The sequence below is a fragment of the Chromobacterium haemolyticum DSM 19808 genome, from assembly GCF_000711885.1.
Taxonomy (GTDB): domain Bacteria; phylum Pseudomonadota; class Gammaproteobacteria; order Burkholderiales; family Chromobacteriaceae; genus Chromobacterium; species Chromobacterium haemolyticum.
On sequence record NZ_JONK01000016.1, the window covers coordinates 57410 to 79080 of the forward strand.

A 21671-nucleotide genomic window follows, 5' to 3' on the forward strand; every position below is an offset into this window, starting at 1 on the left:
CAATGCGGTAAGAAACGAAAAGCGCGACAGCGGAGATGCCATCGCGCCGATACGGCTAAAACTGGTAATAAATAAAGCCCGGAATGCCCGGCGGCGACACCACGATGATCAGCAAGGCGCAGCCGGCCAGCAAGCTGGGCTTGCCCCACCACGGCAGGCGGCCCAATTGGGCGATGCCGCGTTCGCAAGCCGCGCCCAGATAGGGCAGCGCGGCAAACGCCGCGGCGCTCAGCGCCAGGAAGCCCGGCGCGTTCAGCGTCAGTTCCTGATCGGTGCCGGCCATGGCTTCCAAGAAACTCCAGGCGTCTTCCAGCGACGCGGCGCGGAAAAACACCCAGGCCAGACAAACGTAATGGAAGGTCAGTAGGCGCGCCAGCCAGGTCAGCCGCCGCGACACAGCCTCCTTGCCAAGCAGCTTGTCTCCCAGATTCAAACCCACCACGCCCAAACCGTGCATGCCGCCCCACGCCAGGTATTTCAGGCTGGCGCCGTGCCACAGGCCGGACAACACCATGGCAAGCAGTAAATTGAGCTGGGCGCGGGCAAAGCCCAGCCTGTTGCCGCCCAAGGGAATATAGATGTAATCGCGAATCCAACTGGACAGCGACATATGCCAGCGCCGCCAGAAATCGCGTAGATTGTGGGCCAGATACGGCGCGTCGAAATTGCGTGGCAACTGGATGCCCAGCAACAACGCCAAGGCGGTGACCAGATCGGTATAGCCGGAGAAATCCAGATAGATCTGGAAGGCGTAGGCGTAGAACGCCGCCCAGACCTCCAGCGCGTGGTAGGTTTCCGGCGCGCTGAACACCGGGTCCACCCAGGCGCTGGCCAGCCAGCCGGCCAGCCACAGTTTTTTGGCCAGGGCCAGCACGATCAGCCCCAACGCGCGGTCCAGTTGCAAGATGTGGCGGCGTTCGCCGCTGCGCAACTGCTCCAGCAGACCGGTGGCCCGGCAGATAGGCCCGGCCAACAAAGTGGGGAAGAAAGCCAGGAACAGCCCCAGTTCCCTGGCCCGGGCGAAACGCAACTCGCCGCGGTACAAGGACACCAGATAACTGACCGATTGAAAAGTGTAAAAGGAGATGCCCACCGGCATCAGGAAATCCACCGCCGGCAATATCGCCGCAATACCCAGCGCATGCAAAGCCGCTTGCGCGCTTTCACGGAAGAAGTCGAAATATTTGAATACCGCCAGATTGCCCACCGCCATCAGCAGCCCCATGCGCAACCAGCGCTTGGGACGGACGGAATCAAGCATCCGCGACGATATCAGGGTCAATAACAGGGTATAAACGGCCAGAATCAGCGCAAAACGCCAATCTAGCTTGGCATAAAAGGCGTAACTGCCCAATAACAGCAAACCATTCTGCCAATCCGTGCGCTTGCGGCACAGCCAATACAGGGCGAAAAAGGCGAGGAATGCCAGTGCGAACTCAATCGAAAGGTAACTCATACAAATAAAAAACGGCTCTGGCAAGAGCCGAGATTATGACAGCCATAGGGCCCGGCTGACTATGGCTTGCCAATATTTTATTTACAGCGCCGCCGCCAATATTCTTTACGCGGTTATTTCGCGATATGCGGAACACGGCAAGGAAAATAAAGCTTGGTCGCCCAAACGCATCGCGGTCAGGCTGCCGCCCCACAAACAACCGGAGTCGATAGCCGCCACATCGTCGGTGATATGCACGCCCAGCGCAGACCAATGGCCGCAGATAATGGGCATCTCGCCTTGCCAGCGTCCCGGCGCCTCGAACCAGGGCGTCAGGCCGGCCGGTGCGTTCTCCAGCTCGCCCTTATAATTAAGATCGATCTCTCCGTCGCGGTTCAAGAAACGCATCCGGGTCATCGCGTTGACGATCACGCGCAAACGGTCCGAACCGCGCAGCTCCTCGTTCCAGCGCGTCGGCCGGTTGCCGTACAAACGCGACAGGAATTCACGATGCCTGGGACCGGACAGCCCGGCTTCCACTTCCTCCGCCAGGTCCAGCGCGCGATCTATGCTCCACTCCGGCAGCAGCCCAGCGTGCACCATCGCGTAGCCCTGGCCGGCTATCATCATTGGCTGACAGCGCAGCCAATCCAGCAGGACCTTGCCATCGGCGGCGTTGAGGATGTCCAGCACCGTATCGCTGCGGTGCAGTTTGCCGAAGCCCTCGGACACCGCCAGCAAATGCAGATCGTGGTTGCCCAACACGATCTCGACATGATCCTGATGCTGGAACACCCAGCGCAGGACTTCCAGCGACTGCGGCCCGCGATTGACCAAATCTCCCGTCAACCACAAAGTATCCTTGCCGGGATTGAAATCGATTTGCCGCAGCAACTGCTGAAACGGCTGGAAACACCCTTGAATGTCGCCAATAGCGTAGATGGCCATATGCACCCCATAAGTGGCGGATCGATCTGAGATGTCATCCGCGGATAGCGCCATGATACCGCATGCTACAATGCACTGGCTGAGTTACCGATTTACTGCGCCCTGCCGGGCCCCTTCCCCCATACCGCCATGTCCGCTCCCTTGCTCAATCCGCCGCAACGCGCGGCGATCCAGTATCTTGACGGCGCCTTGCTGGTGCTTGCCGGCGCAGGTTCCGGCAAAACCCGAGTCATCACCTTCAAGATTTCGCACCTGATCCGCGAAGGCGGCATCAATGCGCGCAATATCGCCGCCATCACCTTCACCAACAAGGCCGCGCGCGAGATGCTGGAACGGGTGGGCAAACTGATGACGCCGGCGGAAATCCGCGGCATCACCGTATCCACTTTCCACTCTCTGGGCATGCAAATGCTGCGCCAGGAAGCGCCGCACCTGGGCTATAAACCGCAATTCTCCATTCTCGACGCCTTTGACGCCGGCAAGATCATCTCCGACATTCTGAAAACCACCTCAAAGGATGAGGTGCGCAAGGTGCAGAGCCAGATCTCACTATGGAAGAACGATCTGAAAACACCGGACCAGATGCTGCTGGAGGCTCAGGGCGAATGGGAAAGCATATGCGCCACCACGTATGTGGCCTATCAAGACACTTTGAGCGCCTACCAGGCGATGGACTTCGACGACCTGATCCGCCTGCCGGTGCAACTGTTCCAGAGTAATGAAGAAGTGCTGCAGAAGTGGCAGCACAAGCTGCGCTACCTGCTGATAGACGAATACCAGGACACCAACACCTGCCAATACCAGCTGGTCAAGCTGCTGACCGGCCTGCGCGGCATGTTCACCGCGGTGGGCGACGACGACCAGTCCATCTACGCTTGGCGCGGCGCCAATATGGAAAACCTGAGGCTGCTGCAAAGCGACTTCCCCAAGCTCAAGGTCATCAAGCTGGAGCAGAACTACCGCTCCACCGCCCGGATCCTGCGCGCGGCCAACTCGGTGATCTCCAACAACCCCAAGCTGTTCGAGAAACAACTGTGGAGCGAACTGGGCCTGGGCGAACCCATCCACGTGGTTCAATGCAAGGACGAAGAGCACGAGGCTGAGACCGTGGTGCAAAGGCTGTTGGCGCATAAATTCGAATACCGCACCGAGTTCAAGGACTACGCCATCCTCTATCGCGGCAACTACCAGGCGCGCATCTTCGAACAAGCCTTGCGCAACCAACGCATTCCTTACCAGATGGCCGGCGGCCAGAGTTTTTTCGACAAGCCGGAAATCAAAGACATGCTGGCTTATATGCGCTTGATCGCCAATCCCAACGACGACCCGGCCTTCATCCGCGCGCTGACCACGCCCAAGCGCGGCGTAGGCGCCACCACGCTGGAACGTCTGGGCGCCTGGGCCGGCGAACGCGGCAAGAGCCTGTTCGCCTGCGCCCATGAAGAGGGTTTCCGCCTGCAAGTGCAAAAAGCCCAACTCGAGCCGTTGGAACAGTTCTGCGACTTCATCGCCAACCTGCAATACCGCGCCACCCGAGAGGACGGCGGCCCGCTGGCGATGGAGATGATGCAGGCCATAGGCTACGAAGCCTGGCTTTACGATAGCGAGGACAGCCCGCGCATCGCCGAAACCAAGTGGAAAAACATCCTGGAAATGGTGAGCTGGCTCAGCCGCAAAGGCGAGGACAGCGGCAAGAATCTGGTGGAGCTGACCCAGACCATCGCGCTGATCACCATGCTGGAAGGCCGCGAGGAAGGCGAGGTGGACGCGGTGAAGATGTCCACGCTGCACGCGTCCAAGGGCCTGGAATACCCTTACGTGTTCCTGGTAGGCACCGAGGAAGGCATCCTGCCCCACAGCGAATCGGTGGACAACGGCATGGTGGAGGAAGAGCGCCGGCTGATGTACGTCGGCATCACCCGCGCACAGCGCATGCTGACGCTCACCTATTGCGTCAAGCGCAAACGCGCCGGCGAATGGCAGTTTGTCGAGCCGTCGCGCTTTATCTCCGAGATCAACGGCGATGATCTGCGCCACTTCGGCAAACCCGGCGCCGAACCCATCGTCAGCAAAACCGAGGGCAAATCGCGGTTGGCCAGCCTCAGCGCCATGCTGGCCAACAAGGAGAAACCGGCGGATTCATGAAGGCGCCGGCGACGCAGGCGAGAACTTGCTTCCGCGCCGACGGTCTATACCGGCCGCCAAAAAGAAAATGGCGCCAGCGGCGCCATATGAAGAATGAGGAACATCTCTGGGTGAAGCGAAAGTGGAAGCCCACTGAATCCCCACACCAAGCCGCGAAGCGCCTGACGCTTCACGACCTAAACAGATGAAGCCATCATGCACTATGCGCCTCCGAAGGGCACCTGTCCCTTCTTACAGCGGGGTTTTGTTGACATAGCACATTGCCATTTCATCCGGCAGAAATTTCCCAAAAAACATAGAAATCCTCGCTTTTAGGCGATAAAAAACGCCTTGCGGTATTGCAAGGCGTTTTTTGCTGCGCTGATCAGCCGATTATTTGGAATTATTCACCATGTACTCGACAGCAGAGCGGAACTCGGCGTCGCTGCCGGTGTAACCGCCTTTGGCCGGCATCGCGTTCAAGCCCTTGATGCCGATCTTGACCACTTCGTCCAGGCCCGGCTTCAGACGCACGGCCCAGGCCGCCTTGTCGCCGAACTTAGGCGCGCCGGCGATGCCTGCCGCGTGGCAGGCCATGCACACGCTGTCGTAGATCTTCTTGCCCACCACGGCCGGATCGGCCGCCGCGGCCGCGCCGCCAGCGCCGCCCACCGGCGGCTCAGTGAACTTTCCGCCCGCGGAGTTGCCCATATAGGCTACCGCGCGCTTCACTTCGTCATCGCTCAAGTCGGTTGCGCCGCCCTTGGCCGGCATCGCGTTGAAGCCCTGCAGCGCGTGCTGGGTCAACATGTCCCAGCCTTTGGCGATGCGCGAGCCCCAAGCGGCGGTGTCGCCAAACTTGGGCGAGCCGGCGAGGCCGGTGCCGTGACAGGAGATACAGATGCCTTTATATACCTGTTCGCCAGTGCGCATTCCCGGAGGCGCGTCGCTGGCCTTGGCTTCGCCGACCGGTTTCAGGCGAGACGCGACGGCCTCCTTGGTCATTACTTCGGCATCCACGTTGTAACCGCTGGTGGCCAGCTTGGCCAGAAGCCAAATTGCCACCACAAGAAAGACAACGACGCCAACCAGCACTTTGATGACCTGGCCGGGAGCCATTCCGTTCTCATTACTCATTACGAGCCTCGCCTGGAATTAATGACATTTAAAATAGGATAATTATACGGTAAGCCTGAAGGCAAGGCAAAACCATACACTGGACTCGGGTAAGGAAGTTGCGCTATGATGCGGGCCTGCCTCAAAGCAAGCACAGCGCACCCGTAGCTCAGTTGGATAGAGTGTCAGTTTCCGAAGCTGAAGGTCACAGGTTCGATCCCTGTCGGGTGCGCCACAACTCCTCGAATTTTTCTGTTTTTCCCGCTTTTCCCTATTATTTCCCACGCTTAACGTCAAAACCATGTTTTCGTCGAAACACGTCCTGCGCGGCCATGCTGCTCTAGCGTCGCCGCAATGAAAAAGCGGGCCGCCCACGCGTCCCGCTTCGCTCCATTCGTCTAGCCTCAGGCCAACGTGGCCATCGGCTCGGCGGCATCGTCGTCCTCTTCGCCGAGAAAGCCTCCGCTCTGGTGCGCCCACAGCCTCGAATACAACCCGCCCTTGGCCAACAGGCTGCGGTGATCGCCCTCTTCCACGATGCGCCCCTTGTCCAGCACGATCAGCCGGTCCATCGCCGCGATGGTGGACAAGCGGTGAGCGATAGCCACCACGGTTTTGCCTTCCATCAGCCGGTACAAGCTGCGCTGGATCGCAGCCTCCACTTCCGAATCCAGCGCGCTGGTGGCTTCATCCAGCAACAGGATGGGCGCATCCTTCAACATCACCCTGGCGATGGCGATGCGCTGGCGCTGCCCGCCGGACAGCTTGACCCCCCGCTCTCCTACATGGGCATCGTAAGCGCTGCGACCTTTCGGATCGGTCAAGGTCAGGATGAAGTCATGCGCCTCGGCGCGGCGCGCGGCCGCCTCCATCTCGGCGTCGCCGGCGTCCGGCCTGCCGTAGAGCAGGTTGTCGCGCACAGAGCGGTGCAACAAGGAAGTATCCTGCGTCACCATCCCCACCTGGGCGCGCAGGCTGTCCTGCGTCACATGAGCGATGTCCTGGCCGTCAATCAAAATGCGGCCGCCGTCCAAATCATAGAAACGCAACAGCAAGTTGACGATGGTGGACTTGCCCGCGCCCGAACGGCCGACCAGGCCGATCTTCTCGCCCGGGCGTATCGTTAGCGACAATTGCTCGATCACGGTCTTGCTGCCGCCGTAACTGAAGTCCACTTGGTCGAAGCGGATTTCTCCCTGCTTCACTTCCAAGGGCTTGGCGTCGGCCCGGTCATTGATCGACACCGGCCGCGACAAGGTGGCGATGCCGTCCTGCACCGTGCCCACTTGTTCGAACAGCGAAGCCATCTCCCACATGATCCAGTGCGAAATGCCGTTCAACCTCAAGGCCATCGCGGTGGCCGCCGCCACCGCGCCGACGCCGACTTCGCCCATGCTCCACAGCCACAAGGTAGCGCCGGCGGTACTGGCGATCAGCAACATGCTCAGGCTGTGGTTGATGATTTCGAAGCCGCTGATCAAACGCATCTGACGATAGGCCGTGGCCAGGAATTCCTGCATCGCGCCGCGGGCGAAGCCGGCCTCCCGCTGGGCGTGCGAGAACAGCTTCACCGTGGCGATATTGGTATAGGCGTCGGTGATGCGGCCGGTCATCAGGCTGCGCGCGTCGGCCTGGGCGGTGGCGGCCAGACCCAGGCGCGGCACAAAGAAATACAGCGTGGCCACGTACAAGGCCAGCCAGGCCAGGAAGGGCCACAGCAAACGGCTGTCGAAACTGCCGACCACGGCGATCATGGTGATGAAGTAAATCACCACGAACACCAGAATGTCGGCGACGATCATCACCGTTTCGCGCACCGCGATCGCGGTTTGCATCACCTTGGCGGATACCCTGCCGGCGAACTCGTCTTGATAAAAGTTCATGCTCTGCCGCAGCAGGTGGCGATGGAAATTCCAGCGCAGCAGCATCGGAAAATTGGCGGAAATGCCCTGATACTTGATCAAGGCCTGCAGGGCGATCAGCAACGGGCTGGCCAGCAGAATGCCCGCCAGCAGCAACAGATTATGGCGCTGCGTGTCCCACAACAGCGCGGGCTTGACCAAGCTTAGCCAGTCCACGACGGAACCGAGCATGGAGAACAGCAAAGCCTCAAAGGCGCCGATGCCGGCGGTCAACAGAATGACGGCCGCAATCAGACCGCGCAAGCCGCGGGTGCAGAACCACAAAAATGGGAAAAAGCCCTTGGGGGGTTGGGCGGGAGACGTGTCGGGATACGGATTGATCCGCTTTTCGAACCAGTTGAACAAAGATCGCTCCAGTGCAGAGGCCGCCGCTTGGGCCGCGCCTGCTTTGGGTTTAATAGGAAGTAGGACAATAGCCAAGGGCTGGAAATCACGCAATGGAAAATTAGCGTCGACCACGACCCCATTTGTCATATTCAGCCAATGAACACGAACGTAGTTTATTTGTCGTCAACTACATTGGCTAAAACGCGACAGTCAGCAAAACTCCTCAAGCTTTTCCGTCTTGCGGCTGCGCAGGTCCACCACTCTGTGAATCTCGATGCGCAGTTGGCCGCGGTAGACGTTCCACATCACCAGTGCGGCCCGCCGCGCCTGCTCCTGGCTGGGATGCAGCGGCCCGCTGTCGTCGACGCCGAACTGCTCCGAGATCAGTTTCAAACGATACATCCCCCTTGAGCCCCCCAAGGCCGCGGCGGCTTCCATCGCCGCCGACAAAAAGTGAGAAATTCGCCATGCCGCCGTTTCGTTAATCCTGCCAAAATGAACCCAATGGCATAAATCAATACAAGCCAAGCGCCGTTTCGTAGATGACGGCGTGTGGTGGCTCGGTGTTTGGCGTGGGAAAACGGCGCGGGCCTTTAGCCCATGGCATTTATTGACGGCTTTTGCCGCTCTTGTGAATGATTCTACCCATTACTAGCAGTATCAGGCAAAGATTCCTGAATTAATTCACGCAGTTGTAACATAAACCAAGGGGAGTTATTCCAATGCCGCGCCGGGCCAGGCGGAACCGCCGCTGAGGCGGCCCGGCGCTTTCGAAACCGGCTAGTGAGCCAGTGCGTGCACGTCGTGCAGCTGCGGACGGCGGATGCGCGCCAAGGCGGCGTCTATCGTCGGGGTGTGCTCTCCCCAATAGCCGTGGCGCGCCAGGCAGTCGGTAGCCACCAGCGCCGCATCTATCATGAAACGCTCTTCCAGCAGCAAACGCTCGACTTCGGCAAACGGCGTCAGGATGTGCTCGGCCACCTCGCCGTCCTGATTACAGGGGATTTCGCCGGACTCCAACCACAGGTCGAAAGCGTAAATCCATTCGCGATGCAGACCTCGCTGCACAGGACGCTCGGCCAGCAGCAAGCTGGATTGCGGCAAGCCCAGCACCTGATCGCGGCGCACGCCGGCTTCCTCCCAGCCCTCGCGCTCCAGAGCCAGTTCAATGGTCTCTCCGGCGGCCACCCCGCCGCCAACCAGATTGTCCATGCGATTGGGGTCCACCGCCTTGTGCGGACTGCGGCGCCCCACCCACATCCGCACTTCGCCGGACGGCAGCCGGGTCAGCCCGTTCAGGTGCACGGCGCGGCTGGTCAGGCCCAGCGGACGGAAGGCGGCCCGCTCCAGCTCAAAATACGGGGATCCATCGTGACGGAAGGCGGTGAAGTTTTCATTGCGCCAGCCATTGAGCCAGCCTGCCTGCTGCCAGCGCCGCGCCGCTTGGGCCAGCGCGTGACTGATGCTGCGGTAACTGCCGTCTAGACGGCAATGCAGTTTCTGGTATTGCTCCTCGAACAGCTGGGATTCGCTGTTCAGCAAACGTTCCTTCCACGCCGCGTTGACCCAACCCAAACGCTCCTTGCCGATATACAAGGGCGTGAATTGCTGACGATCAAAACGGGTGATCTTGTCGAGATAGGCCAGAACCGCATCCACTTGCATTGCCGACTCCGCTGCGATGTGTTTCGGGAAGGCTGCATCTTAGGATGCTTCTTCGGCTTTGACTATATCTGGCGTAACAGCCGGCAAATAAACAGATTATTTTGCGGTAGGATGTTGCGGAATTGTCTCGGTGGCCAATACGAAAACCGCGTCGCCCATTCAATTTAACAACAACGTCATTTCAGTTTGTCGGCCAGCCCGGAGTAACGTTGCGGCGCCGCCTCTGCCGCCTGTTCCCACACCGGCTGCGCGCCGGACACGACGAAGCGCTCCCGCGCCCGGGTGATCGCGGTATACACCAGCGCCCGGTTTAGCAGCGGCCCCGCCGCCTCCGGCAGCTGCAAACAGACTTCGCCGAACTCGGACCCCTGGCTCTTGTGCACCGTCATCGCGTACACGGTATCGTGCTGCGGCAGGCGGCCGGGAGCGAACTCGCGCCAGCCGCCGTCGTCTCCGGGAAAAGCCACCCTCAAACCGGCCTCGCCTTGCACCGTGAAGCCGATGTCGCCGTTGAACAGGCCCAGGCCGTAATCGTTCTCGCTGATCATCACCGGACGCCCCGGATACCAGTCTCGGCCGGCCGGCTTGTCCCCATCGGCTTCCAGTTGTCGCTCAATGCGCAGATTGAAGGCCTCTACCTGCCGCCGCTCCGCCGCCAGCAACATGAAACCGGCGAAGGCTCGCTGGCGCTCGGCCAGGGGCTCGCCGGCGCGCACCGCCCGCCAATACGGCCGCCAGCGCGCCAGCACTTCCGCCGCGTCCAGCGTCGGCACCGCCTCCACATCGCGCCAAGCCGGATCTTGCAACACCGCCCAACTGCCGGTGCCATCGCCGGCGTTCACCCTTCTCGCCAGTTCGCCGATGCCGGAGTCGGCGCCAAAACGATGGCTGTGAGTGAGCAGCGCCACGCAATCGGTGAGTTTGCCTCCCGCGCCCGGCGTGGGCGGCAAAGTTTCGCCGCAGTTCACCCGCAGCCACTCCAGCGTGTCCGGCCGGTAATGGATGTTGGCGCACAGATCGCCCAGCACCGCGCCGGCGTCCACCGAGGCCAACTGATCGCGATCGCCCAGCAGAATCAGCCGCGCTTGGGACGGCAGGGCCTCCACCATGCGCGCCATCAAGGACAGATCTATCATCGACGCCTCGTCCACCACCAGCACGTCCAGCGGCAAAGGGTTGCCTGCGTGGTGGCGCGGCGCCGCCGCGCCCGGACGCAAGCCCAGCAGGCGGTGCAGAGTCTGCGCCTGCTGCGGCAATTGCCGCAGTGTTTCCTCGGCCAAGTCCAGCCGCTCGCGCGCGCCGCGGACCGATTCCGACAGCCGCGCGGCGGCCTTGCCGGTGGGCGCTGCCATCGCCATGACCAGCGGCCGCGGCGACAGTCCGGCCAGCAAGGCCAGCAACTTGAGCACGGTGGTGGTCTTGCCGGTGCCCGGACCGCCGGAAATGACCATCAAGCGCTGGCGCGCCGCCAGAGCCGCCGCCAGCTTCTGCCGGTCCGGCCCCGTCGCGGATGCCGAACCGAACAAGGCCTCCAGCAGCGGACGCAAGCGCGCGCCGTCCAGCGCCGGTCCCGGCTCGGCCAGGGCGGCCAGGCGCTCGGCAAGTCGTGCTTCGTCGAACCAGTGACGGGCAAAATACAAGCGGCCGGCCGCGTCCAGAATCAAGGGAGCGTAATCGCCGGGGCGGCCAACCAGCGCGCTGGCCTGCAAGGCTTTGCGCTCCGGACGCTGCGCCAGCGGCAGGCAGACATGGCCGGCCTGATTGGCGCTGGCCAGTTCATGAATCAGCGCCAACGCGGCCTCGTCCACGCCGGGATCAAGGCGGGCGAACAAGTGAGCCAGTTCGGCGGGCAACAGGGCTTGCTGGACAGACATGGGCGGGAATCCGGATGCTTTGCGCTCCGCGCGGCGCGGAGCCTGAATGGAAAGACTGGAAGCGCTTCAGCGCAATTTGCCGTTATCTTGCAACTGCTGAATCGCCTTGTCCAATTGCGGCAACAGTTGCCGGTATTGCGGATGCAGACGCAACATCACCGGCACGCTGCCCACGGCGTCGCCGGCCGCGCAGGGCTGCGCCTCCGGCGCGCGGTTCAGCAGCGCGTCCAGCTGACGCTGGCTCAGGACGATGGCCTGCATGCTGCCCTGACGCAGGCCGCTGAGCAGATCGCTCTCGCTGGCGGCCTCCATCCGCTTGAGCTGACCGCTTGCGAAACCAGGCTCCAGCACAGGGTAGGTCCTCCCCTGCAGCACGCCCAGACTCAGGCCGTTGAGGCTGGCCGGCGTCGCCCCCTTGCGCCGCTTGCCGGCGGCGAAGCACAGCCGCAGCGTCTGTACGTCGATGGGCCGAGTGTAGAAGCCGGCCACCGGGGACAAGGCGCGCCAGGCCGGATTGACCCCCACCTCCACATCCACCTTGCCCACCTCGAACAATTGCTGCAGCCGCGACGACGGGTAGTACTCCAGTTCGAAGCGGACGCCGCTGTGCCGGCCGATCAGCTCCAGCGCGGCACGGTACTGGGTGGCCAGCGCGCCGTCCTGCGCGCTGTACAGCGGGCCGAAGCTGTCATTGGCCACACCGGCGCGCAGGCTGGGCGCCGCCGCGGGCGCGGCCTGCGCCGCCAGCAGCAAGGCAATCAGGCTGACGCCGCGCTCAAGCAAGCCGGGCTTCCAGCGCATCGCAAATGGTTTTGAGAATTTTGATGCGTGCATAGTATTTATTATTGGCCTCCACCAGCGTCCAGGGCACTTTGCTGGTGCTGGTGCGGTCCACCATATCGCTGACGGCCAGCTTGTAGGCGTCCCACTTGTCGCGATTGCGCCAGTCTTCCTCCGTGATCTTGAAGCGTTTGAAACCGGTTTCCTCGCGTCCTTTGAAGCGCGCCATCTGCTCTTCCTTGCTGATGGCCAGCCAGAATTTAACGATGACGGCGCCGTTTTCGCTCAGTTGATGCTCAAAGTCGTTGATTTCGTAATAGGCGCGCATCCAGTCCGCCTCTTTGGCGAAGCCTTCCACCCGCTCCACCAGCACCCGGCCGTACCAGGTACGGTCGAAAATGGTGATGCCGCCCTTGCCCGGCACATGACGCCAGAAGCGCCACAACCAGGGCTTGGCCTTTTCTTCCTGGGTGGGCGCGGCGATGGGCACCACTCGGTAGCGGCGCGCGTCCAGCGCCTGGGTGATGCGGCGTATGCTCCCGCCCTTGCCGGCGGCGTCGTTGCCTTCGAAAGCCAGGACCAACGAATGCTGGGCGAAGCGCGGATGTCGGGTCAGCCGGTGCAGCCGGCCCTGCAATTGCTCCAGTTCGGCCTTGTACTTGACCTTGTCCATGGATTGGTCCAGTTGCAGGGTGTCCAGCAACAGCTTGTTGTCTATCGGCGCCAGCAACGGCGGCGCGTCTATCAGCTCGGCCTTAGAACCCTGCGCCTGCGCCAGCCGGTTGCGAATGGCGTTGAGCAGGGTGTTGCCCACCGTCAGGCTGCGGTAATTGGCGTCCTCGCCGTCCACCACCACCCAGGGCGCGGCGGCGGTATTGGTCAGCCGCAAAATGTGCTCGGCGGACTTGCGTATCTTGTCGTAGCGCTCGTAATGCTCCCAATCGGTCTTGGTCACGCGCCAACTGCTGGCTGGATCTTTTTCCATCTGCTTGAGCCGCTTGTGCTGCTGCTCCCGAGTCAGATGGAACCAGAATTTCAGCACTAACGCGCCGTCCATGGTCAGCATGCGTTCAAAGCGCAGGATGTCGAATATCTGCTTGTCCAGCGCGTCGCGGTCGCTGCGGGCGAACACCCGGTCGAACAAGGCGTCGGAGTAATAGGAGCCGAAGAACATGCCGATGCGGCCCTTGGCCGGCAATTGCATCCAGTAGCGCCACATCCAGGGACGAGCGCGGGCGTCGTCGTTGGCCTCGGCGAAAGCCACGGTGTCGATCAGGCGCGGGTCCAGCCATTCGTTGATCAGATTCATGGTTTCGCCGCGACCGGCGCCGTCGAAGCCGTGAATCAGGATCAGCACTGGAAAGTCGGCCTTTTCCTTTAAATCGTATTGCAGGTCCAGCAAGGCCTCGCGCAATTTGGGCATGGCTTCGCGGAATGTCTTTTTATCGATGCTGTGGCCGATTTCGGCGGATTCAAACATGATGCGTCCTTGGTTTTAACCTGCTCCAAAGTCTCGCGAGCAAGAACGAGACAAGGCGAAAACAGCTGAGAAAGCGGAATGCACAGGTGGTACATGAGCATTCCGAAGCTGTACTCACCGTGTGACGTCTCACGACGCTCAGCGGACTTTGAACAGGTTCTTATTGTCGGCCCGCGCCCGGTGCCACTTTCCCCTTCCGGCCGCGTTCCACTCCAGATAGTTCAGCTTAGTCCTATGACCGCGGCTTGCGCACTCCGCATTCCTACGCATGCCCGGCGAACCATTGGTCCAGCGCCTCCAGCAGGGCCGGCGCGGGTTGGTCGCTCCATATCCCGCAAGCCTCGACGCCGACGCCGCGCAGATAAAGATAACGCACGCCGCCGAAGCGGGCGGCGAAGTCCACGCCGCGGACGCTGAAATAGCGCCGCAGTGCCACGCAGTAAATCAGGTATTGCAGGTAATAATGTTCTTGGGCGATGGATTCCGCCAGCCGCTCGGCGCGATAGTCTTCGTGCCGCCCTCCCAGGTGGTTGGATTTATAGTCCACTAAATAGATGCGGCCGCCGGACTCGAACACCAAGTCCATGAAGCCCTTGAGAAAACCGCGCACGGTGGAAAAATCCAACTGCGCCGCCGCCGCGCGCAAAGGGGCGGCCAAGCCGTGCTCCGGCGCGGACAGGATGGCGGCCAGCTTCGCCACTTCCAACCTGGGCGCCGGCAACATGAACTCCATTTCCACCAGCCGCTTGCCGTCCGGCACTTCAGCCAGCCTCACGCCCGGGTCCAGTTCCGCGTTCAGCGTCGCCGTCACCATTTCGCAAGCGGCGTCGCCCCACTCCGGCGCGAAGCCGTGCTTGGCCAGAGCCAGTTCCACCGCCTGCCGCAGCCCGGCCGCATCGACGCCGAAGCTGATGGTTTCAAAAATCTCGTGCAGGCAGGTACCGGCCTTGGCGCCGCGCGGAAAACCGAAACGATCCAAGACCGGGGGCGCTTGCAGTTCCGCCGCCACCGCCGACTGACCCGCGTCGTGGTCCGGGCTTTCCTGCCATTTGCCCGCCGCCTGCGCATGGGTCAACGAGGTGAAACTGGCTACCCGCCACGGCGCGGCCAGCCGGCGCGAGAATGTCTGGGCCAGATAATTCCGTCCTGTTTCGCGCCGCGCGGCCAAGGCCGGCCCCACGCCGCTCTCCTCCAGCACCGCGCACGCGCCCGACGCCTGGGCGTTGGCCGCGGCCGCGAAAGCGCCCAGCTCTCGCCTTAGCACCTCGGCGTCCAACTCCAGCGCCTCCAGTTCCGGCAGCGCGCGCGCGCCGCGGCCATGCAGCAGCCAGCTCAAAGCCGCCGTCTCCATGCCCCGCACCCAGCCCCAGCACAGGTATTGGCGATACTGCGCCCGAGTCAGCGCCACATAGAGCAGGCGCAGCTTCTCCGCCAACAACTCGCTGCGCGCCGCCAGTTTCACCCCGGCGTCGGCCGCGGCGTCCGGCGCCAGCCAGGATTGATCTTCAGCGTGGTAGCGCCAGAACGCGGCGTCGCACCGTTCCAGCGCCCCGCCCCACAGAAAGGGACAGAAGGCCACTGGATACTGAAGGCCCTTGGCGGTGTGGATGGTGACGATCTTGACCAGGGCCGCGTCGCTCTCCAACCTCAACACCGCCTCCTCTCCGCCCGGCGGCTGCGCCACTCGCGTTTCCAGCCAGCCCAGCAGCGGCGCCATGCCCTGACGCTGGTCGCTCTCTTGTTGCAACAATTCAGCCAGGTGCGACAAGTTGGTCAACCGTCGCTCGCCGTCCGGCAGCGGCAACAAGCGTTCCGCCACCCGTTCCCGAGCGAAGAAATGCCGCCAAGCCGCCATGAATCCGCGCTCGCGCCAAAGCAGATGGTCTGCGGCGTTGGCCTGCAGTTGCGCTTCCCAGCGCGTCTCGTCCTCCACCCTGGCCAGCAATTCGCCGGCGTCGACCCCGGCCAGTTCCGTCACCAGCGCCGCGCGCAGACGCGCCTCGCTGGCCGGCTCCGCCCAAGCGCGCAGCAAGGCCAGCATCTCGCCGGCCTCGCGGCTGGCGAACACGCTTTCCTGGGTCAGCGCCACGCTGGCCACGCCGCGCTCCGCCAAGGCCTGGCGCACCCGGTCACCCTGACGGTGGGTGGACACCAGTACCGCGATATCGCCGCCGGCCAAAGGCCGTCGGGCATCGCCGGCGACGATGGCGGCGCGGCCGTCGGCGGCCAGCGCCAGCAAGCGCGCGATCTCGTCGGCGCTGGCGTTGGCCGCCAGTTCGGCGGCGTTCTCGCCGCTGGCGGCCTTGTCCGCCTTCTCCGGCTGCAGCCATTGGAAGCAGAACGGCGGCCTGTCGTCGTCGACCTCCAGCCGGCCGCCGGAGGCCGGTTGCGCCGCCACCGGCTGATAGGCGATGCCTTCGATCAGAAACGGCAGCTCGCGCGCGAACAAGGCGTTGACGGTGCTCACCAGCGGCGCCTCGGACCGACGGTTGGTGTCCAGCGTGTAATGATGTTGCGCGTCTCCGCGCGCCGCCAGGTAGGCGAAGATGTCTGCGCCGCGAAAGCTGTAGATGGCCTGTTTCGGGTCGCCCACCAAGAAGACAGGCCGCTGCTGCGCGACGAAGCAATGTCGGAAGATCGAGTACTGGATGGGGTCCGTGTCCTGAAACTCGTCGATCAGCGCCACCTGAAAGCTGCGGGCCACGTGAGCAGCCAGCAGCGGGCCGCTGATCGGATCGGCCAGGGCCGCCCCCAGGTCGGTCAGCAAATCGTCGAAGCTGCGGCTGCGCTCGCCCGCCCGGCGCGCGCTCAGTTGCTGGTTGGTCCAGGCGATCAGTTCCAACTTGAGCTGGGCCACGGACAGCGCCACTTCGTCCAGATAGGCGTCCCAGGCCCCCAGCCAGGCCTCCGCCAGCCCGAACAAGGGATGTTCCGGCGCGGCGTGGCCTTTTTTCATTCCCTTGGCCAGCGAAGCCGGCAGCAGCTTGTCCAACTGGCGACGGCTTTCCTTATCCAGCACCGGCGTGGTTTCCGGCGCCGCCAGCAGGCCGTCCAAAGCGCCTATGGCGCGCTCGATGATGGCGGGGCTGTAGCTGCGCGCGTTGAAACCGGCGGCGGAGCGCAGCAAATCGGCCGCCTCCGCCGCGTATTCCGGCCGCGCCGCCAGCGCCCGCCAGCCTTGCTCCACCGCGAGCAAGGCGCGCTCCAGGCCGGCGGTGTGCGGCGCGCGCATGCGCAGATAAGGTTTGGACAGATAGGGCCGGATGTCGGCCAACCAACCGTCCGGGGTCTCCCCGTTGTCCACCAGCACTTGGGCAAGCAAGGGGTCGTCCACCACCCGTCGACGCCAAAAATCGTCGACGATTTCGATCAGGCGATCCTCGTCGTCGCTGACCAGTTCGGCGTCGAAGGTCTGGCTGCTTTCAAAAGCGGCGTCGGTCAGCACCCGCTGGCAGAAGCCGTGGATGGTGTAGATGGCGGCGGCGTCGAAGCCGGTGATCGCGGCGTTAAGCCGCTGCGACGCCTGCTCCCGCGCCGAGCCGGGCGGAAAGCGCGCCGCCAGCGCCGACAGGAAGGGATCTCCGCCAACCTCGCCGTCTCCCGCCAGCGTCTGGGCCAGCTCGCTCAGCCGTCGGCGCAGGCGCTCGCGCAGCTCGGCGGTGGCGGCCTTGGTATAGGTAACCACCAGCACTTGATCGACAGTGGGCGGCGGCTGGCCGTCGCGCTCTTCCAGCAATAGCCGGGCGAACAGGGCCGCGATGGTCCACGTCTTGCCGGTGCCGGCCGAAGCCTCGATCAGGTTGATGCCGGTCAGCGGGCAGTTCAGCGCATCCAGCGCTTGGGGAAGCAGGCTCATAATGGCGACACTTTAATGCGATTTGAGCATTTAAACGACCCGGAAAACGAGATTAGATGCGCTTGTCCACACCGCGCGCCCACGTTCAGAAGCGCTCGTCCAAGATCGCGGGCAGGACGATTTCCCGCGCGAAGGAAGCATCGGACAAATTCAGCAAAGCCCGCGTCAAGCTCACTACGTCATGCAGCGGGATCAGATGACCGGCTCCTCGTTCGGCGGCTTGCTCGCGGGACACGGACAAATCGTCCTCCGTGTTAAGGTAGCCCAATTGCAGGCACGTCACGGCCAGCCGCTGTTCGCGGTACTCCTCTCGCAGCGCGTCGGCCATGCCGCTCAAGGCGAACTTGCTAGCGGCGAAAGCCACTTCGGGGCGGCCGCTGCGCGGAAGGCCCGATGTCGACCCGGTCAGGAACAACTGCGGTTTGGCCGCGCCCGACATGCGCGGCAACACATGCTTGAGCAAGAGAATGGTCGAAGCGATATTGACCTGGACCACTTCCATCAGCTCCAGATCCGAACAACGGGAAAACGCATAAGACGGCTCGAACGCCTCCCGCTCCCAAATGCCCACATTGCACATCACCACGTCCAAGTGTTCCGGAAGCGCGCTAATGACCTGTTGCACGGCCAGGGCCGGATTGGACAAGTCGGCTTCGATCCAGTCCACGCCAACGCCGGTTGGCGGCTTCAAGCCCTCCGGCCTGCGCCTGGAAACGCCGATCACCCGGTCCCCTTTTGTCCCCAGCCCTTCGACAAAAGCCTTGCCAAGCCCCCGGCTCGCTCCAATGATCAGTATATTCACGGCTTCTCCAAAATGAATCCGCGCGGCGGTCCCGCGGCAGTACCAAACGAGAAGGATACTCGATTCGTCGAATTTGTCGGCTGCGCCGACAAAGGGGATAATCGCCGCCCGACCACCCGCACTCAAGGCCAGACACAATGAGCGACGCCGCAATCCGACTTTCAAAACGCATGGTCGAGCTGGGCCTGTGCACGCGGCGCGAAGCCGACGCCTGTATCGAACAAGGACTGGTGAAAGTGGACGGCCAGACCGTGACCGCGCTGGGCAGCCGGGTGGAACCGCAACAGCGCGTCGAACTCATGGGCCGGCCCGACGCACAGCGCGAAGCGGCGGTCACCCTGCTGCTGCACAAGCCCGCCGGCGCCGAGCCGCTGGCGCTGCTGGGGCCGGACAGCCAGTTGCCGGGCGACATCAGCGGGCTGAACTGGCTGCCGCGGCATCGCCAGCATCTGCAAGGTTTCGGCGCCATCGCCGACCACGCTCACGGCCTGGTGGCGCTGACCCAGGACCGCAAGCTGGCGCAGCGGCTGGCCGATTGCCAGCTGGAGTTCCTGATCAATGTCGACGCCGCGCCCGCCGCCGGCGACCTGCAGCAGCGTCAAAAAGGCTTGCGCCCCGGCGGCAAGCCGCCGCGCGACCTCAAGGTTTCGCGCCAAAGCGACCGTCAGCTGCGCCTGGTGCTCGCGGCGCGCGACGCGCGCTGGCTGGACGATATCTGCGCCGGCCTGGGCGTCAGCCCTCTGGCGCTGCGCTGCATCCGCATCGGCCGGCTGGCCATTGGCCAGTTGACCGCGGGGCAGTGGCGTTATGTGCCGGACTTCGAGCGTTTCTGAGAGCTTAGTTTCATGCCCAGGGCCAATGCCGCCGCCGCGTTGCGCGCGGCGCGGCTCACATTGTCCGCGGCCTCGGCCAAAGCCTGTTCCTGACTGCACGGGCGGCTGACCGCGGCGAACACGGCGTCCAGCCCGTGTGCGTGGGTCAGTTCGCTGCCCGCGCCCAAACACCCCCCTATCGCCAGCACCGGCACGCCATATCGCTGAGCGACGCGGGCGACGCCAATCGGCGTCTTGCCTTGCACGCTCTGGCTATCGATGCGGCCTTCGCCGGTCAGCGCCAGATCGGCGTCGGCCAGCGCCGCGTCCAGGCCGACGGCCTCCGCGACGATGGCGCTGCCGGAACGCAGACGGCCGCCCAGGCAAACCAGCAGCGCGGCGCCCATGCCGCCGGCCGCGCCAGCGCCGGCCTCCCCTGCCGCGGCCACTCCCGACGCGGCCTCCATCAACACCGCGAAATGCGCCAGCGCCGCGTCCAGTTCCGCCACCATCTCCGGCGTCGCGCCCTTCTGCGGCCCGAAAACCGCCGACGCGCCGCGTGGGCCAATCAGGGGGTTGTCGACATCGCAAGCCACATCGATGCGGCAGGCGGCCAAACGCGGGTCCAGTCCGGACAGGTCCAGCCGCGCCAGTCTCGCCAAGGCCGCGCCGCCGGCCGGCAGGTCTCGTCCTTCCGCGTCCAGCAGCCTGGCGCCCAAGGCCTGCAACATGCCGGCGCCGCCGTCGTTGGTGGCGCTGCCGCCTATGCCCAACACGAAGCGACGCGCCCCCGCGTCCAGCGCGTCGCGAATCATGTCGCCGGTGCCGTGGCTGCCAGTCAGCAAGGGGTTGCGTCGCGCCGGCGGCAACAGCGCCAGACCGCTGGCGGCGGCCATTTCAATCACCGCCACGCCGTCCGCGGTCAAACCGTAGCTCGCGGACAGCGTCTCGCCCAGCGGGCCTCGCGCCGTGGCCTCGCGCCGCTGGCCGCCCAGCGCGTCCAACATGGCCTGCACCGTGCCCTCGCCTCCGTCCGCCATCGGCAGCTTGTGGTAGAGAGCGGCGGGGAATACCTGGCGGAAGCCGTCCTCTATCGCCTGAGCCACCTGCAGCGCGCTCAGGCTTTCCTTGTAGGAGTCCGGGGCAATCACGATTTTCATGCGGTTTTCAATCACAAAAGATGACAAGAGCAAGATATTAGCGATTGACCAGCCGCGGCGGAATCCTCAGCACCAGCAGCGCGCCGGCCAGCATCACTCCGGACAGAATGTACAGCGCCGGGTCCGTGCTATGGGTCAGGTCCTTGATCCAGCCCACCAGGAAGGGGCTGACGAAACCGGCCACCTGTCCCAGCGAATTGATCAAGGCCAGCCCGCCGGCGGCGGCGGCGCTGCCAAGAAAGGCGGTGGGCAGCGGCCAGAACATGGACAGGCCGGCCAACGCGCCCATGGTGGCCAGGGTCAGACCCAGCATGGACAGCCAGACCGCGCCGCCGCTATTGGCCGCCAACAGCAGGCCAAGCACGCCCATCAGCAGCGGCAGCACCACGTGCCAGCGGCGCTCCCCGCGCCGGTCGCCGGAACGGCCGACCCAGACCATGAAGAAACAAGCGGCCAAGTAGGGCAAGGCGCTAAGCCAGCCGATAACGCCTGCACTCTGGAACCCCAGGCCCTTGATGATGGACGGCAGCCAGAAGTTGATGGCGTACACCCCCATCTGGATGGCGAAGTAAATCGCGCCCAGCATCCAGACGTTGGCGTTGCGCAACACGCTGGCGAAAGACTGCTCCATTGGACGCTGCGCCGCGCGCCGCGCCTCATCGTCGATCAGAGCCTGTTGCATCGCCGCCTTTTCTTCCGCGCTCAGCCAGCGCGCCTGGGCGATGCCGTCGTTCAGATAGAAATACACGCCCAGGCCCAACAGCACCGTGGGCAGGCCCTGTAACAGAAACAGCCATTGCCAGCCGGCCAGGCCGCCTTGTCCGGCGGCGAAATGTTGCAGCATCCAGCCGGACAAAGGCCCGCCCAGCACGCCGGACACCGGGATCGCCGACATGAACAACGCCATCACCTGACCGCGTTTGTCGGCCGGGAACCAACGGGTGAAGTACAGCACGATGCCGGGGAAGAAACCGGCCTCGGCCACGCCGGTGAAAAAACGCAGCACATAAAAAGATTGCGGCGTGGAAACAAACATCAGGCAGGCGGACAGCGTGCCCCACACCAGCATCAGCAGCGCGATCCAGCGCCGCGCGCCCACCTTGTGCAGCATCAGGTTGCTGGGCACGCCGCACAACACATAGCCGATGAAGAAAATGCCGGCGCCCAAGCCGTAGACGGTTTCGCTCAAACCCAACGCGTCCAGCATCTCCAGCTTGGCGAAGCCGACGTTGACGCGGTCCAGGTAGTTGAACAGGTAACAGACAAAAATAAAGGGAATCAGCCGCCACACGGCTTTCTTGTAAGCGCCGGCCAGAATGTCTTGCCGCAGCGCGCTCAGGGTGTCGCTAGGGTTCAAATCCATCTCCTCT

The 21671-nt window shown here is 63.4% G+C and carries 15 protein-coding genes and 1 tRNA gene; 3 read left to right on the top strand and 13 right to left on the bottom strand.

The window, feature by feature from the left end; genetic code table 11:
- Positions 1–55: 55 nt before the first annotated feature.
- Both BR71_RS11195 and BR71_RS11200 read right to left on the bottom strand, forming a co-directional pair.
- Positions 56–1456, bottom strand: a complete 1401-nt coding sequence (locus BR71_RS11195) for an MBOAT family O-acyltransferase (RefSeq protein ID WP_043637052.1) — start codon at positions 1454–1456, stop codon at positions 56–58.
- Positions 1457–1561: 105 nt separating this feature from the next.
- Positions 1562–2383: a symmetrical bis(5'-nucleosyl)-tetraphosphatase gene (locus BR71_RS11200; RefSeq protein WP_043637055.1), complete on the bottom strand. Its 822-nt coding sequence runs from the start codon at positions 2381–2383 to the stop codon at positions 1562–1564.
- A gap of 129 nt (positions 2384–2512) precedes the next feature.
- On the opposite strand from BR71_RS11200, the gene BR71_RS11205 reads away from it, so the two are divergent.
- Positions 2513–4528, top strand: a complete 2016-nt coding sequence (locus tag BR71_RS11205) for a UvrD-helicase domain-containing protein (protein ID WP_043637059.1) — start codon at positions 2513–2515, stop codon at positions 4526–4528.
- A 372-nt stretch (positions 4529–4900) separates the two neighbouring features.
- Here the strand turns inward: BR71_RS11205 and BR71_RS11210 are convergent, their stop codons facing one another.
- Positions 4901–5644, bottom strand: coding sequence for a c-type cytochrome (locus BR71_RS11210; protein WP_043637062.1), 744 nt, complete (start codon positions 5642–5644; stop codon positions 4901–4903).
- 137 nt (positions 5645–5781) lie between these two features.
- On the opposite strand from BR71_RS11210, the gene BR71_RS11215 reads away from it, so the two are divergent.
- Positions 5782–5858 (top strand) — tRNA-Arg (locus BR71_RS11215).
- Positions 5859–6027: 169 nt separating this feature from the next.
- Here the strand turns inward: BR71_RS11215 and BR71_RS11220 are convergent.
- The 8 genes from BR71_RS11220 to BR71_RS11255 all read right to left on the bottom strand — a co-directional run bounded on the left by BR71_RS11220 (position 6028) and on the right by BR71_RS11255 (position 18329).
- Positions 6028–7890, bottom strand: coding sequence for an ABC transporter ATP-binding protein (locus BR71_RS11220; protein ID WP_043637065.1), 1863 nt, complete (start codon positions 7888–7890; stop codon positions 6028–6030).
- A gap of 192 nt (positions 7891–8082) precedes the next feature.
- Positions 8083–8265 carry a hypothetical protein gene (locus tag BR71_RS11225; RefSeq protein ID WP_141111266.1) on the bottom strand — a complete coding sequence of 61 codons (183 nt, stop codon included), beginning with the start codon at positions 8263–8265 and terminating at the stop codon, positions 8083–8085.
- Between the two features lie 387 nt (positions 8266–8652).
- Positions 8653–9537, bottom strand: coding sequence for an NUDIX hydrolase (locus BR71_RS11230; protein WP_052370506.1), 885 nt, complete (start codon positions 9535–9537; stop codon positions 8653–8655).
- Positions 9538–9713: 176 nt separating this feature from the next.
- Positions 9714–11411 (bottom strand): exodeoxyribonuclease V subunit alpha, encoded by a 1698-nt coding sequence (gene recD, locus BR71_RS11235; protein ID WP_043637067.1) that lies wholly within the window; start codon positions 11409–11411, stop codon positions 9714–9716.
- Positions 11412–11477: 66 nt separating this feature from the next.
- Positions 11478–12212: a substrate-binding periplasmic protein gene (locus BR71_RS11240; protein ID WP_043637070.1), complete on the bottom strand. Its 735-nt coding sequence runs from the start codon at positions 12210–12212 to the stop codon at positions 11478–11480.
- Positions 12187–13671, bottom strand: coding sequence for a polyphosphate:AMP phosphotransferase (pap, locus tag BR71_RS11245; protein WP_043637073.1), 1485 nt, complete (start codon positions 13669–13671; stop codon positions 12187–12189). The genes BR71_RS11240 and pap overlap by 26 nt, the downstream gene beginning before the upstream one ends.
- A gap of 262 nt (positions 13672–13933) precedes the next feature.
- On the bottom strand, positions 13934–17527 hold the full coding sequence (gene recB / locus BR71_RS11250; RefSeq protein ID WP_043637076.1) for an exodeoxyribonuclease V subunit beta: 3594 nt from the start codon (positions 17525–17527) through the stop codon (positions 13934–13936).
- Positions 17528–17612: 85 nt separating this feature from the next.
- Complete coding sequence (locus BR71_RS11255; protein WP_043637079.1) at positions 17613–18329, bottom strand: SDR family NAD(P)-dependent oxidoreductase; 717 nt, start codon at positions 18327–18329, stop codon at positions 17613–17615.
- Between the two features lie 137 nt (positions 18330–18466).
- Here BR71_RS11255 and BR71_RS11260 point away from each other — a divergent pair, with 137 nt between their 5' ends.
- Positions 18467–19162 carry a S4 domain-containing protein gene (locus tag BR71_RS11260; protein ID WP_043637081.1) on the top strand — a complete coding sequence of 232 codons (696 nt, stop codon included), beginning with the start codon at positions 18467–18469 and terminating at the stop codon, positions 19160–19162.
- Here BR71_RS11260 and BR71_RS11265 read toward each other — a convergent pair.
- Entirely contained in the window at positions 19135–20301 is a 1167-nt protein-coding gene (locus BR71_RS11265; RefSeq protein WP_043637084.1) for a glycerate kinase, read from the bottom strand. The genes BR71_RS11260 and BR71_RS11265 overlap by 28 nt on opposite strands.
- A 37-nt stretch (positions 20302–20338) precedes the next feature.
- The gene (locus BR71_RS11270; RefSeq protein WP_244269615.1) at positions 20339–21658 is read right to left on the bottom strand and encodes an MFS transporter; all 1320 of its coding nucleotides are present in this window, start codon (positions 21656–21658) and stop codon (positions 20339–20341) included.
- Between the last annotated feature and the right edge of the window lie 13 nt (positions 21659–21671).